The sequence below is a fragment of the Endozoicomonas sp. ALD068 genome (genome assembly GCF_049310145.1).
Classification (GTDB): Bacteria; Pseudomonadota; Gammaproteobacteria; order Pseudomonadales; family Endozoicomonadaceae; genus Endozoicomonas_A.
Map to the genome: position 1 here is coordinate 5,570,145 of NZ_JBLYNU010000004.1, position 13,730 is coordinate 5,583,874.

At 47.9% G+C, this 13,730-nt stretch carries 14 protein-coding genes; 9 read left to right on the forward strand and 5 right to left on the reverse strand.

All coding sequences use genetic code 11. The features are described from left to right. Positions 1-151 precede the first annotated feature (151 nt). A complete protein-coding gene (locus ACO6V5_RS20620) occupies positions 152-1,867 on the reverse strand; it encodes a sugar phosphorylase (protein WP_422412706.1) in 1,716 nt (571 codons plus the stop codon). A 193-nt stretch (positions 1,868-2,060) separates the two neighbouring features. Between ACO6V5_RS20620 and galU the strand changes: the two genes are divergently transcribed. The 7 genes from galU (at position 2,061) to ACO6V5_RS20655 (ending at position 6,606) form a co-directional block, all read left to right on the forward strand. Then, positions 2,061-2,891 (forward strand): UTP--glucose-1-phosphate uridylyltransferase GalU, encoded by an 831-nt coding sequence (gene galU, locus ACO6V5_RS20625; RefSeq protein ID WP_422135904.1) that lies wholly within the window; start codon positions 2,061-2,063, stop codon positions 2,889-2,891. Positions 2,892-2,916: 25 nt separating this feature from the next. Further along, positions 2,917-3,789 (forward strand): HAD-IIB family hydrolase, encoded by an 873-nt coding sequence (locus ACO6V5_RS20630; protein WP_422135903.1) that lies wholly within the window; start codon positions 2,917-2,919, stop codon positions 3,787-3,789. A gap of 59 nt (positions 3,790-3,848) precedes the next feature. Next, positions 3,849-5,060 carry a glycosyl transferase gene (locus ACO6V5_RS20635; protein ID WP_422135902.1) on the forward strand — a complete coding sequence of 404 codons (1,212 nt, stop codon included), beginning with the start codon at positions 3,849-3,851 and terminating at the stop codon, positions 5,058-5,060. A 112-nt stretch (positions 5,061-5,172) separates the two neighbouring features. Beyond that, positions 5,173-5,616 (forward strand): hypothetical protein, encoded by a 444-nt coding sequence (locus ACO6V5_RS20640; RefSeq protein ID WP_422412703.1) that lies wholly within the window; start codon positions 5,173-5,175, stop codon positions 5,614-5,616. Positions 5,617-5,707: 91 nt separating this feature from the next. Next, positions 5,708-5,923: a hypothetical protein gene (locus ACO6V5_RS20645; RefSeq protein WP_422135900.1), complete on the forward strand. Its 216-nt coding sequence runs from the start codon at positions 5,708-5,710 to the stop codon at positions 5,921-5,923. After that, entirely contained in the window at positions 5,923-6,123 is a 201-nt protein-coding gene (locus ACO6V5_RS20650; RefSeq protein ID WP_422412716.1) for an efflux RND transporter permease subunit, read from the forward strand. Before ACO6V5_RS20645 ends, ACO6V5_RS20650 begins: the two co-directional genes overlap by 1 nt. A gap of 33 nt (positions 6,124-6,156) precedes the next feature. Further along, the gene (locus tag ACO6V5_RS20655; RefSeq protein WP_422412701.1) at positions 6,157-6,606 is read left to right on the forward strand and encodes a DUF411 domain-containing protein; all 450 of its coding nucleotides are present in this window, start codon (positions 6,157-6,159) and stop codon (positions 6,604-6,606) included. A 239-nt stretch (positions 6,607-6,845) separates the two neighbouring features. On the opposite strand, the gene ACO6V5_RS20660 is transcribed toward ACO6V5_RS20655, so the two are convergent. Continuing rightward, complete coding sequence (locus tag ACO6V5_RS20660) at positions 6,846-7,778, reverse strand: trypsin-like serine peptidase (RefSeq protein ID WP_422412699.1); 933 nt, start codon at positions 7,776-7,778, stop codon at positions 6,846-6,848. Positions 7,779-7,829: 51 nt separating this feature from the next. Between ACO6V5_RS20660 and ACO6V5_RS20665 the strand changes: the two genes are divergently transcribed. Then, the gene (locus ACO6V5_RS20665; RefSeq protein WP_422412697.1) at positions 7,830-8,813 is read left to right on the forward strand and encodes a transposase; all 984 of its coding nucleotides are present in this window, start codon (positions 7,830-7,832) and stop codon (positions 8,811-8,813) included. Between the two features lie 384 nt (positions 8,814-9,197). Here the strand turns inward: ACO6V5_RS20665 and cueR are convergent, their stop codons facing one another. Both cueR and ACO6V5_RS20675 read right to left on the reverse strand, forming a co-directional pair. Beyond that, positions 9,198-9,626 carry a Cu(I)-responsive transcriptional regulator gene (gene cueR, locus ACO6V5_RS20670; protein ID WP_422412695.1) on the reverse strand — a complete coding sequence of 143 codons (429 nt, stop codon included), beginning with the start codon at positions 9,624-9,626 and terminating at the stop codon, positions 9,198-9,200. Next, on the reverse strand, positions 9,623-12,082 hold the full coding sequence (locus tag ACO6V5_RS20675) for a heavy metal translocating P-type ATPase (RefSeq protein ID WP_422412693.1): 2,460 nt from the start codon (positions 12,080-12,082) through the stop codon (positions 9,623-9,625). The genes cueR and ACO6V5_RS20675 overlap by 4 nt, the downstream gene beginning before the upstream one ends. Positions 12,083-12,344: 262 nt before the next feature. Here ACO6V5_RS20675 and ACO6V5_RS20680 point away from each other — a divergent pair, with 262 nt between their 5' ends. Next, positions 12,345-12,860 carry a hypothetical protein gene (locus ACO6V5_RS20680; RefSeq protein ID WP_422412691.1) on the forward strand — a complete coding sequence of 172 codons (516 nt, stop codon included), beginning with the start codon at positions 12,345-12,347 and terminating at the stop codon, positions 12,858-12,860. Between the two features lie 257 nt (positions 12,861-13,117). Here the strand turns inward: ACO6V5_RS20680 and ACO6V5_RS20685 are convergent, their stop codons facing one another. Next, complete coding sequence (locus tag ACO6V5_RS20685; protein ID WP_422442001.1) at positions 13,118-13,705, reverse strand: acyloxyacyl hydrolase; 588 nt, start codon at positions 13,703-13,705, stop codon at positions 13,118-13,120. Between the last annotated feature and the right edge of the window lie 25 nt (positions 13,706-13,730).

Here is a 13,730-nt window from a genome sequence, read left to right on the forward strand (position 1 = left end):
TGGATGACTTCGGTCACTTATTTAGACGATTGGTGTCTTATGATAGTTCCGGATCGCCTGACAAAAGATATCACCCTCATCAAAGAGGGTATTGTTAGAAACCTGGTAACGAGTTGTTGGAGTTATGCGAGACCCTCGATTGGGCGAGGGTTTAAGGCGTTTTTGCTAACCACAACACTTGATAGGGCTTGAGTTGCAGGTCCTGTAGGGTCCCGCTGCCCAGTAAATCGAACCAGCCGATATAGTCTGGCTGGTTCAACGTTTGATGGGCCGATGTCAGGTTGTGAATAGCCACCAGTTTCCGGCGGCCACAGGGAGATGTTCGCAAGAATGTAAAAATACCGGGCGCCATATCCAGAATGGTTTGAGAGGCATTGGGATGAAAGCAGGGTTCCTGTTTGCGAATTCTGATGTGATTCAGCAACGAATGGAAAACCAGCGACCGAATCGAAACCGGGTTTTCCAGCTCAGGCAATAATTCTTCCAGTAACCACTTGCGACGATTGATTGAGCGGGTTCTGCCACTGCTCTCGACGCCTGCCAAATCATTATCTGTAGCAAACAGGCTGTGTATGTAAAAAGCAGGTATTCCGCGCATTCCCAGCATGATGAGCTGGGAGCAGAGGAATCGCTGCACTTGCCATTGGTCCTCGCCCCTTCTCGTCCCTTTCATGGCATCAAACAGGGCAATATTGATCTCATAAGGTGACTCAGTGTTGTCCGAAAGAGTGCGCATGCTGACGAACCCCCCAAAACGGTGCATGCTGTCGATCAGCTCTGAAACTTCATTTTCCGGGATTACCCCCGCCAACGGGCGCAGGCCGACGCCATCATGAGAGGCAGTAAAGTTCAGAACGGTACAGCTCTCGGGGTAATCGGGCAGCTTGCGGGCCCATTGCACAAGGTATTTTTCTGTGCCCCGATTGAGTGCATGCAGTATCAGAGGCGGCAGGGCAAATTGATAAACCATGTGAGCCTCATCCTGGTCCCCGAAATAACTGATGTTCTCATCGTGGGGGACATTGGTTTCAGTCAGCAGTGTGCTGCCAGGGCAGGCTCTCTCCATAATCAGTCGGAACAGTTTCACGATGGCATGGGTCTCGGGCAGGTTTATGCAATGGGTGCCCGGTTTCTTCCAGAGAAAAGCGACGGCATCCAGCCTGATTACCATGGTGCCGCGGGCCAGATAGAAAAGCAGGATGTCCACCATCTGAATCAGCACATCGGGGTTTTTAAAGTTCAGATCCATCTGATCTTCACTGAAGGTGGCCCAGACGTGTTTCAGCCCTCGCCTTGTATGAATAGGCACCAGCAGGGGGGAGTTTCTTGGGCGGGTCACTTCACTGAGATCAGTGTCCGGGTCTTCTTCAATAAAGTAATCCCGGCCGGGCTGATGACCACTGACAAAGTCGGCAAACCAGAGACTTTCCCGGGAGACATGGTTAATCACCAGATCCGACATAAGCTGATAGTCACTGGCGATGGCTTCGATATCCTGCCAGCTTCCCAGCTGCTCATTGACCGACAGGTAATCAATCACAGAAAAGCCATCATCCGAGCTGTAGGGAAGGTAGGGAAGAATGTGAAGGGTATTAATAACCTCGTTCAGATAGCCATCAAGAAATCCCTTCAAGACCTGAAGAGGTGGCTGTTCACTGTTGTCATAGAGGGTGTCGCCATAGGTAATCAGAAAGATATCTTTTTCTGACCAGCCAGTGACTGTTTTGGGAGGGTTTTCATGAAGGTGATACTGAACTCTACGGACAATTCTGGCGGCTATCTCGCCCGCTTCCTGTCCATAAGGGAAGGTCAGAAGCTGAGTCATGGCCTGATGAAACTCATGGAAGGCTTTAGGATAACTTTGCACGATACATCTTCCCCTTTGGCAATGTTTTTTAGTACTTTTTCTTCTTTGCAGCAGGAGTCATGCCACTCCCGTATTTATAAAACCTTCAATCATTGTAAATGATGTTGACCCCGGCGGGTGGTTTTCTGAATTGGCACGACTTCTGCTTATAGCCTGATGAGATGCAAAACTTCTCAATAAGACGAGCAATAATATGATTAAAAAATGTCTGTTTCCTGTTGCGGGGTATGGAACCCGCTTTTTACCCGCCACCAAGTCCATGCCCAAGGAGATGCTGCCTATTGTTGATAAACCCCTAATTCAATATGGCGTAGAAGAAGCCATGCTTGCAGGTCTGACTGACCTGGGGTTTGTCAATGGCAGAAACAAACGGGCGATTCCGGATCATTTTGATATTAACTATGAACTGGAAGCGGAAATCGCTGGCAGTGGCAAAGAAGAAAAACTGTCGACCATTCGAGAAGTGATGGCGGCCTGTACTTTTTCCTATACTCGACAGAACCAGATGCAGGGGCTGGGGCATGCCATTCTCTGCGGACGAACTCTTATGGGCGATCAGCCTTTTGGTGTGGTGCTGGCCGATGATCTCTGTATTAACGACAGTGGTCCGTTGGTTATGTCGCAGTTGGTCAATCTTTACAAGCAGTTTCGCTGCACCATTCTGGCTGTTCAGGAAGTGCCCGAATCCGAAGTCGATAAATACGGTGTGATTGCCGGTGAAGCCCTGAGCGATAACCTGATCCGTGTGACCGATATGGTGGAAAAACCAGCCCCTTCGCAAGCACCCAGTAATCTGGCAGTGATTGGACGTTATGTCCTGACACCGGATATTTTCGACATTATTGAGAACACTGAACCCGGAATAAACGGAGAAGTGCAGCTGACTGACGCCATTCTGACTCAGGCCAGACAGGGCTGTGTTATTGCCTGCAAGTTTGAAGGTGAGCGCTTTGACTGTGGCAGTGTCAGTGGTTTTGTCGAGGCCACCAATACCATCTACCAAAAACGTCTGGACAGAGTTTGAGTCGATGTGCAACAGCAAAAAGGCGATGACGAAGCTGGTCATATTTTCCGACCTCGATGGTACCTTGCTGGATCATGATAGCTACAGCTGGGCGGGGGCAAAACCCGCTTTGGACCGGTTGAGAGAGCAAAATATTCCGGTTGTTTTCAATACCAGCAAAACCCTCAGTGAGGTACTGCCTCTGCAACTGGAGATGGCTCTGGATCATCCATTTATTACCGAAAACGGAATGATTACCACCATCCCGGCTCACTACTTTCAGTCGTCTGATACTGACAAGAATACCCATTACTTCCATGGTCAACCCTACAAGGCGATACGCAGGGTACTGAAACAGTTTCGCGAGCAGTACGGCTTCCGGTTCAGGGGCTTTGGCGATTGCTCTCATAGTGAAATAGCCGATCTCTCCGGGCTAAGCCTGGAGGAGGCTAAACTGGCAGCAGACCGAAAAGCCAGTGAACCTTTGGTCTGGGAAGACAGTGATAAGGCATTGGAGCAGTTTGAAAGGCAGCTTGCTGAAGAAGGATTACAACTGACCCGGGGTGGGCGTTTCTATCACGTATCCGGCAAGGGGGATAAGGGTTCGGCGGCGAAGAAACTGTTCAAACACTACCTGAAAAACTTTCCGGAGTGGACGTGGATATCCATGGGTCTGGGCGACAGCTTCAACGATCTGCCCATGCTGGAAGTAGTCGATATTCCTGTTCTTGTAAGTTCTGAAAAAAGTAAACAGCCCATTACAGAACATCTGTCTAATATTAAGTACACAAAATCAGTCGGGCCTGAAGGTTGGAATGAAGCGGTATTGGAGGTTCTTGATTCTCTTCAGGAAGGTCATGAGCCAGTCTGTCCTCCAAAAGACGGCTCTATAAAAGACTGCTCTTTACAAGACGGGTGAGCTGGACTGCAGAGTGTGATCAGAGCATAAAGCGCTAACGAAAAGAAGGGAAAGCATTTATGGGCGATTTTTACCAGAATGGCACTATCACCAATTTCCATAATTTGAGAGTACGTTCGGTTGAAGATATGGAGCAGGAGCTGCAGGCCTTTTCCCGCCAGCGCCCTATGTCTCTGGTCTTGCCTTCGCTGTTCTCCGAGCTGCAGGGACCAGCCTTGAATAATATTGTTCAGGAGCTTAGCCAGGTGGGTTATCTTTCCGAGATTGTTATAGGTCTGGATAGAGCCAACGAAAAAGAATTTTCCTATTCAAGAGACTTTTTTGCCCAGCTGAATCAGCACCACCGGATTCTATGGCAGGATGGTCCCGGACTTCGTGAAATTGACCGTCTGCTTGAAAGTAAGGGGTTGGCGCCTAAAGAGGCTGGTAAAGGAAGAAACGTCTGGTACTGCTACGGTTATGTGCTGGCTTCAGCCAAGTCAGAAGCAGTGGCTCTGCACGACTGTGATATCGTGACCTACCAGAGAGATCTGCTGGCCAGGCTACTCTATCCGGTAGCTAATCCTGCGTTTAGCTATGATTTTTGCAAGGGCTATTATGCAAGAGTCGCTGATAACAAACTTAATGGCAGGGTCAGCCGTCTTCTGGTGACGCCTCTGTTGCGAGCCCTGAAAAAAATTCTTGGCCCTATGGACTATCTGGAATACCTCGACAGTTTTCGTTATCCCCTGGCCGGTGAGTTTTCCATGCGAACCAGTGTTTTCAATGACATCCGGATTCCCAGCGACTGGGGTCTGGAAATAGGGGTACTGTCAGAAGTTAAGAGAAACTATTCCAATAAACGGCTGTGTCAGGTTGATATTGCCGATGTTTATGATCACAAACATCAGCCTCTATCGGAAGAAGATCGCAATGCCGGTCTGTCGAAAATGAGCCACGATATTATCAAGGCCGTGTTCAGGAAGCTGGCGACCAACGGGGTTCAGTTCAATACTGAAACCTTCCGCACGATCAAAGCGACTTATTACCGGGTGGCACTGGATTTCATCGAGTCTTATTACGATGATGCGATGATGAATGGCCTGCATGTCGATCGTGATACGGAAGAGCGAGCCGTTGAACTCTTTGCCAGAAACATTATGGCAGCAGGGCAACACTTTTTGGAAAACCCCATGGAAAGGCCTTTTATTCCCAGCTGGAACCGGGTGATGTCCGCTGTCCCTGATATTTTGGAGCGTCTCTATGATGCAGTAGAAGAAGACAATGCCTGATTAAAGCGCACAGAATAGTCTTGAATCATCACTCATTCAGCTTTTCAAGGGTTGACCTTCCACTTACTGGATGGTTTAAGTTGGAAAGCTGAACCATAATCTCCTGAATTCTATGTCCATCCTTCACCTGAACCTGAAACACAGGCAGAACATTGGCACAGCAATGATTGCCCTGCTGATGTTTTTGCTGTTGCAGGTTTGCCTGATGGAGTCGTCACAGGCTATGGTTGCTGACCAGTCAGACATGCCCACGACGATGTCATCCAATGCTTCCGGCATGGCTGACGGTTTGTCCGCAGATCATGACTGTTGTGCTCCTTCCCCGGCAGAGCAACTGCAGAAAGCGAATCAGGCCTGTCCAGACTGCGATTCTGAGGATCGCTATATCCCGTTTTCTTACCCGGACAGTAAGCCGACTTTTACCCTGCTTTATATTGTTGCAGAGTTGATTTTGCTGGACGCTGAACCGTCGCAGGACTGGATTTCTGCACCCCCATCTTCAGTACAGCGCTCCCAGCCTGATATCTATCTGGCCAATGTCTCCTTTCTGGAATAGCATTTCATAAATATCGTCGTTTAAAAAACAGAGTGAAACGTTGATTTTTCAGTGTACCCTGCATGGGATTGGCACGGCTGTGGAGACAAACATGCAACTGAAACGGATTATGGTATCCGCTGCATGGCTGATATTGGTATCGGCAGGAGTCAGTGCAGGCCGCCTGACTCTATCTCAAGCCGAGCAAAAAGCTCTGGCTGCTGATCCAATGATTCAAGCCTATGAAAAACAGTCCAGGCAAGGCAAAAAAAGTCAGCAGGATCTGATCAGTGCCGAGCTTACATCCCCTGCCGCAGGCCCATTGTGATGACCGTTTGCACCATTCTCTTCGGTCTTATACCGGTCATGCTCAATAATGGCACTGGCTCCGAAGTCGTGCAGCGCATAGCTAGCCTGATGATCGGTGGCATTGTCAGCTCACTGGTGGTGACTCTCGTGCTGGTGCCTGCCGTCTATTTTCTATGGCACACCCGGGAAAAGGTTCTGACCGCTCAGATCAATCAATGAATTATGAAACACTTGAAAAAGGAGAGTGAAACCATGAAAAAGCTGAAAGCCCTGTTCCTGGGAACTGCTGTTCTAATGTCGTTTATGCTGGCCAAGGCCGAGGAGTCATTACCGACAGTCATGCTCTACAAAACCCCTGCCTGTGGTTGTTGCAAACAGTGGGCGAAACACATGGAAGAGAATGGCTTTAAGGTCATGTCCCATGATGTGCCGAGCACAGCCACGTATCGAGCCAGGGCCGGTATTCCGAAAGGAATGGAGTCTTGCCATACAGCCTTTATCGGTGATTATGCCATTGAAGGTCATGTCCCGGCTACAGACATCAAGCGTTTGCTAAGTGAAAAGCCTGCTGGTGTGAATGGTCTGACTGTTCCGGGTATGCCTCTGGGATCGCCAGGTATGGAGTACGGTGATCGCAAAGATCCTTATCAGGTGATCGGTTTCACCAAGGATGGCAACACGAGTGTATTTGCCAATCATTAATCATGTCGCGATCCAAAGAAGCTCTTTTATGAGCTTCTTTGGGTGGCAGGGTTGAAATGAGTTATCCCCAATTCACGTAACGGGTGTCTAAAACTTGATAGTTGACTGCTCGATTGTGAGTTTCACAAAAACGCACTCAGAAGGTGAAAATCAGAATCAGAGAATTATACACGAAAAGCCATGGATTGGGGGCTTCTCAGGCTGATTTATGTGATGTGAACTCGGGGATTCAGGTATGATTAAGGCAAATTCATTGCCAAGGTTAATGGTGTTATTAAAATACATAACATAGTTGAAGCAGAAGCAGAAGCAGAAATGGAATTCCATCTTTGTGCATTTAGAGAAATTCCTTTTATTAGGTAATATATATCATGGCTTTTTTCTAATCGCACATACTTCTCTATAAAATTACGATTAAAAGTTAATGACAGCTTAAACTGGATTGCCAAATTGTCTTGATAGAATTTTCCAACATGTATTCCTAAGATAAATGAATTGTTTTGTCTGTAAAATAAGGGAGAACCTGAATCCCCAGGCTGGGAATCTCCGGGATATGAAACGAAATGTACTTCATCATTGCAGGAGCCTACCCAACTTACAGATGCAAGCTGCAATAACTGCTGATTGCCATAACCCGCAACCATAAGGTCAGTAATATTATAAAGGTCAGGACATTTGGTATAGTCGATGTCAGCAGGAGGAATTGACACAGGCCGGTTTAACTCAAGTATTGCTATATCGTATTTAGGCCGATCAGAGCTAGAAAAAAAATTATTATTTATTATATACTTTATAACTTTTCTTTTAATCTTGTTTTTAGCATTAAGAAAAGTTATGTCTAATTTTTTACCAATGCAGTGAGCTGAAGTCAGCAAATGCTTATCAGATATGAGCACAGTAGTACAACCATTATTAATACCAGCTATCCATGGAAGCGTACCTGAATTTATTTTTATAACCGGCTCAGTGTATCGAGGAATTCTACTGTTTGATTCACACAATATTTCTTCTGAAGTAAATATTAATATAAATGAAAAGAGCACAATAATTTTTTTCATTAAATGTTGCCTGTCTGTGCTAGCCAAGTGTATCAAAGTAGCATATTTCAAACTTGTTGCCGTATAACCACTAAAAAAGAAAAAAGACACCCATAAATTTGCTTTACCATCCACCTAGTCTACTTTTTCACCCATCACTGATTTTTTACCCAGACAGGTGAGTCCATGGCACAGGCCCGCAATACTCTGATTGACCCCGGCTCAACGCCTTATTACCACTGCATGGCAAGATGTGTTCGTCAGGCTTACCTCTGTGGAGAGAACCACCTGACTGGCAAGAACTACGAGCATCGCCGCCAATGGGTGGTGGATAAACTCCGGGAACTGGTTTCAGTCTTTGCTATCGAAGTCTGCGCTTACGCTGTCATGTCAAATCATTATCACGTGGTTTTGCACATCAATCAGTCATCTGCCAGAGGCTGGTCACGGGACGAAGTGCTTCACCGTTGGACGACCTTGTTTACAGGCCCACTTCTGGTGCAAAGGCATTTGGCTGCTGACAAACTGGGCAGCGCTGAATTGGCCCGTATTGATGAATATGCTGAGGAATACCGGCGTCGTTTAACGGATATCAGCTGGTTTATGCGTTGTCTGAATGAATACCTTGCTCGTGAGGCCAATAAAGAAGACGAGTGTAAAGGACGCTTTTGGGAAGGTCGCTTTAAAAGCCAGGCACTGCTGGACGAAGCAGCGTTACTGACCTGCATGACCTATGTTGACTTGAATCCGATTCGGGCTGGAAAGGTGGAAACACCGGAAGCATCAGACTACACGTCGATTCAGGAACGCGTAGAGCAGGTTACACATTCTGAGACTAAAAAGCAGCCGCTGACCCTGAAACCTTTTTGTTTGCAGGGCCAGAATAGGGACGTTGCCCTTCCCTACCTTCTTCATGACTATCTGGAACTGGTTGACTGGAGCGGTCGCATTGTCAGAACAGACAAGAAAGGTTCCATCCCGTCATGCACCCCTCCTATTCTTGAAAGACTGGAAATTGATCCGGATGAGTGGCTGAAAACCATGCAATGGAATAATCGTTTTTATCGGGCAGTTGGCCGTCTGGAAGCGATGAAGGCCTTTGCACTTGAAGCCGGACAGAAGTGGCTTCGAGGTTTAAACGCCTGCAGTCGTTTGTATCTGACAAGTTAGCTTAGAAGTCAGTTAAGAAATTAAACACTTTCTCTTTATCCTCCTCGACTTTAAGTCGGAATAAGTTTGTGTCGTCTGAATCATGGACTGAGCAGCCTCTGTTCGTCGAACGCTCATGTGTGGCTCGCTGATAGGCTATTCGAAGATAGGTTTTCAGATCCTTTTTTGGGAATGCAGTTTTTAAATGTCTTATTTATTTAATGGGTGTCTTATTTTTTTATTTTTTGATGGGTGTCCTATTTTTTTTTCTATTTTTTTTTCTTATTTTTATTATGGGTTTCTTATTTTTTTTATGGGTGTCTTATTATTTTTTTATATCACGCACTGGGCAACCTGCCCGAACCAGAAATGCCCCACAGATTTTGCTGACGAGGCATTTTTTTATTATGGGTGTCTTATTTTTTTTTTATCAGGATCCGATTCCATTCCCCTGGCCAGCCGTTCAATGATAGGGCAGTCCGGCATATTGTCTCCATGACAGCATTGGGCGAGCTGTTGCAGGCTGTCACGAATCACCTGCAGTTGACTGATCTTAGCCTCGACATCGACTAATTTTTTCAGGGCCAGTGATTTTACATCAGCACTTTTACGATGTTTGTCGTTATACAGATCCAGAAGGTCCGAGCACTCTTTCAGAGTAAAGCCCAGCTCTCTGGCGCGGCTAATAAAAGACAATTCTCGTATGTGTGATTCATTATAATCACGGTAACCGTTATTGAGACGATGGGCAGGTGAAATCAGGTTCAGACTTTCATAGTAACGAATGGTTTTGGCGGTCAGTCCAGTGGCCTGCGCTGCTTTGGAAATATTCATGATTCAGGCTCCCTTGCAGTTGGCTTGAAGCGTCTCAGACGATTGGCGTTGCTGACCACTGTGACCGATGACAGAGCCATGGCTGCTCCTGCAACAACAGGATTAAGCAGCATTCCTGTGAAAGGGTATAGCACTCCGGCAGCAATCGGGATACCGAGAGAATTGTAAACAAAGGCGCCAAACAGATTCTGTTTAATGTTTCCCAGAGTTGCCCTGGACAGCTCGACGGCGTCGGCCAGTCCATGGAGTGAAGAGCGAATCAGGGTGATATCTGCCGATTCAATGGCAACATCAGTCCCTGTGCCTATGGCAAAGCCAACGTCAGCACGGGCAAGGGCCGGGGCGTCGTTTATACCGTCACCTGTCATACCGACCTTGTGCCCTTTTTCCTGCAACTGCCTGACGTAGCGCTCCTTGTCTTCAGGCAGAGTTTCGGCTCTAAAGTCATCAATGCCCACCTGTTGAGCAACAGCGGCGGCAGTCAGCTTGTTATCACCGGTCACCATCAAGACCCTGATGCCCAGTTTATGGAGTCTTTCGATAGCTGCTTTGGAGTCTTTTCTTATTGGGTCGGCGACCGCTATCAGTCCCGCCAGTTGATGATCCACAGCCAGATACATGGGGGTTTTACCCTGATTGGCCAGTGACTCTGATGTGGATGCCAGAAGCGTGACATCAATGCCATTGGCAGCCATAAGCTTTTCATTACCCAGCAGCACAGACTTTTCTTGAACACACCCGCTCACTCCTTGCCCTGTGACTGCATGAAAATCGGATACGGGTGAAAGTGACAACGATTGCTGTCTGACAGAATTGACAATAGCGTCAGCCAGGGGATGCTCCGATGCACTCTCAATGCTGGCGGCAATCTGCAGAATTCTGTTTTTTTCTTCCTCAGTGTCCGCCGTGATGCTGATTCGTTCGGTCACTCTGGGATCGCCTTCGGTGATAGTGCCTGTTTTATCCAGCACTATGGTGGTCAATTGACTGGCCTGCTGCAAAGAGTCTCCCTTGCGAATCAGCATTCCCAGCTCAGCGGCCTTGCCAACACCGGCCATGACAGACATAGGAGTAGCCAGACCCAAAGCGCAGGGGCAGGCAATAATCAGAACCGTGGTGACTACCACCAGTGCGTGCGCTAATACCGGCGCAGGCCCGAAAAAGAACCAGACAGTGGCTGCCAGAACAGCAATGACTATCACAACGGGTACAAATACAGATGAGATCTGATCTGCCATCCGGGCAATGGGGATTTTTGAACTCTGGGCTTTTTTCACCAGGGCAATGATATGGGCCAGAGCGGTTTCACTGCCCACCTTTTCTGCCCTGAACAGCAAGCTGCCATTTTTATTCAGGGTGCCTGCTGAAACTGCGTCGTCTGGTGTTTTTTTCACAGCCAGTGGTTCGCCTGTGAGCATAGACTCGTCCACGAGACTGCTGCCTTCAACGACAATGCCGTCTACCGCGATATTCTCGCCGGGTCTGACTCTGACGATGTCGCCTTTTAAAACCTGGTCTGTGGGGATATCTATTTCCTGTCCATTGCGTACGACTCTGGCCGTTTTGGCCTGAAGCCCCAGCAGACGCTTAATCGCCTGACTGGTTTTGCCTTTGGCTCTTAACTCCAGAGCATGGCCCAGATTGATAAGACCAATGATCATGGCACTGGCTTCAAAGTAAACATGGCGAGCGGCAGACGGTAGAAGGTGAGGAAACAATACGACGACCATAGAGTAAAGCCAGGCTATGCCTGTGCCTATGGCAATCAGGGTATCCATATTGGTGTTGCCATGCTTCAGAGCTTTCCACATGCCGGTAAAGTAGTGTTTACCTGAGAACACCAGAACAAAAAGAGTGGCAAGGCCAACAATCCCCCAGGCGAGTTGCTGAAAGGGCGTGTTTATGCTCATTTCGCCGGTGACGACACCCCAGATCATCAGGGGAATGCCCAGACTCAGAGCAATGGCGGTATGTTTTAGCAGGTGGCGATACTGTTTTTTGTCTTCCTCCTCCTGTTTCAGCTGAAGATCACTGTCAGGTGTCAGCACGGTGCCGGGATAACCGGCATGTTCCAATGCCTGCAGAATGACGCCAATTTCAGATTGCCCCTGAACAGAGCAGGTTTTATCGGCCAGATTGACCGATGCACTCTCAACACCCGGAATCTTTAGAAGAGCCGACTCGATTTTGCTGACGCAGGAGGCACAGTGAATAGTCGGTATAGAAAATTGTCGTTCAGAGTCGCAGGGTATCACTCGCGCTTCAAATCCGGCTTTTTTCAGGGCTGAAATCAGAGAGGACGCTTCAGCACTGCCTTTGACCATAGCCGTTTTGTCTGCAAAGTTAACACTGGCTTCATTCACGCCAGTCACTCCTTTCAGGGCCTTTTCAATTTTGCCGACACAACCGGCACAGTTGACTCCGGAGAGGGCCAGCTGAATCTGTAGAGATTTCATGGTGTTTCTCCACGAGATTGATTTAGAGGGAAACTGTGCACAGGATAACCCTTACCCTGACTGGAAGGTAAAGAGGTGGTAGAGAAGATATGCCATAATCCGCAGCTAACATCTACACAACCGCTTACCGCTACGCCGAGCTCAAAGAGCTGACTGCCCGGGAACTGGATTCATCCTAAATTCTGGTGCTTCTCGAAGTTTTGCAATGATGCTCGCTGGCTCTGCTATGCTGATCAGCGCAACGACAACATGAGGTAAGATTATGTCGGTTGAGTCGAGACTGGAAAAACTGGAAGAGCAACACAGACAGTTGGATGCCAACCAGCACGGGCTGGCAAAAGTCTGTGCTGATACCAAAAATATTGCGCTGACCAATCAGCATGATATTGCGGGCCTGAAGATCGAAGTGTCATCTGTTCGATCTGACCTGGCGGCACTGATTCAGGCGACTATGGCGGGTTTCAAGCGCAGCGATGAGCAACATCGGGAGACACAAGCCCGTATTGATCGGCTGGAGCTGGAAACTCGTACCCGCTTTGAGCAGGTGGACAACCGCTTTGAACAGGTGGACAGCCGCTTTGAACAGGTGGACAGCCGCTTTGAACAGGTGGACAACCGCTTTGAACAGGTGGACAACCGCTTTGAACAGGTGGACAACCGCTTTGAACAGGTGGACAACCGCTTTGAACAGATGGACAACCGCTTTGATCAGATGGACAAACGATTTGACCAGCTGGAGCTGCTCTTTCGCCAGATGATCCCCCAGGCCCGAAATTAACTCAGGTATTTTCCTGCTAGCACCACGCTAAAGTATCCAACCGGATAATGGCCAGTTTTTTTAATCTGGCCTCTGGTTCAGACTCCTGTTCGGCCTCTACCCTTCGCAATAATGACTTGTGTCTGCCTTAGTTTGTTGAGTTCCTGTTCATTGATCAACACAAATCGGCAGTTTAATGTCGAAACTGAGCCATCCATCAAATGTTTTTGAAAAGCAGACGGTCAGCAAAACGCCCGACAACTGCCGGGCATTTAATTTCAAAAATGATAAGCAAGCGAAAACTGGACGACATTCAAATCCATATTGGGCCGTTTGATATAGGCATTGGAGTAGTGAAGCAACTTGGCGCCCAGGTCAAAACTTTTTTCGGAACCCAGAAGAACCCCGGCACCCAGCATGGTTTCAAACTGTAAATGAGTGCTTTTTTCTAAAGGCTGGTCGCCTTTGTAGCGGATCTGGGTGTCGCTGATCCAGCCAACGCCCAGGCCTGCATCGAAGTAATACCGTCCTCTGGGACTCTTGAGTTGCCATACCGGAGTCACGAAAATGCCATGGATATCATCGTCACCTTTCGAGCTGTGGGAGGGTCTGGCATCGAGTTTATTGTCCCAGTAAGAAACCGAGGTATCGAGAAGAAAGCGATCATTCCATTCTGAATGTTCGAGAAGTCCTTCGTCACTTAAATGCCATCTGAGTGCCAGACGAGTGTCCTTAACCTCTATTTTACTGGAAAGATCCGGCCCGTAGCTGAAATGAATACTCTCGGGTTGTGCGACGACAGACGTGGAAAAAACAGATAGCACCAAAGGTACTGCCGACAGAAAGGCTGTGTTTTTGAATTTCATGATCCTTATGCTCTTGTTTTTTACT